This window comes from Vibrio sp. 1069 (assembly GCF_033340555.1).
Genome location: NZ_JAWOWP010000750.1, coordinates 1 through 562, shown reverse-complemented (window position 1 = coordinate 562; position 562 = coordinate 1). Strand labels below are relative to the sequence as shown.

1 protein-coding gene is annotated in these 562 nt (G+C 46.1%); it reads left to right on the top strand.

Annotated features, from left to right (window positions below; all coding sequences use genetic code 11):
- On the top strand, positions 1-562 hold a 562-nt coding region (locus R7040_RS28850; RefSeq protein ID WP_318097948.1), incomplete at both ends, for a hypothetical protein.

Genomic DNA, 562 nt, shown 5'->3' with positions numbered 1-562 from the left:
GAATATGTGCCCGGTGGAAACATCGAATATGAAATTACGGTAACCAACGGTTCGTCTAAGTACTTTGCCAATAACTTATTGATTCAAGACAACTTAACTTGTGTCATGACGGAGCAAGCAGGCGGTGCTGGCGATGCGCAAGCGTTTAAAGAATGGAAAGTTGAAGTCATTTCGGGTGAGGACTTGCTTGGCTCGGATCCGGGTTCGTATAGCTATGGCTCATGGAGCTCAAATCCAATTGCTTTGACGCCCGATCTTGCTCCAGGAAAAACCGTTAAATACAAACTTACCGCAAAAACCAATGACGCTAGCATGGGCGTTATTTTGGATGACTCGACGAGCTGCGCCAACGACAACGTGACCGAAAGTGGTTCAGGGGTTCAAACTCCTGACGACAACTTGCGTGTGAGTAAAGATGTCGACAGTCGTTACTATTCATCGGGTCAAACACTCACTTACACCATCGTAGTGACTAACGATGGTGATGGCTTTACAAACCAAGTTCAGGTCTTGGATGAACTCTCGGCGATCACTACTCAAGACATTAATGGCAATACGATCA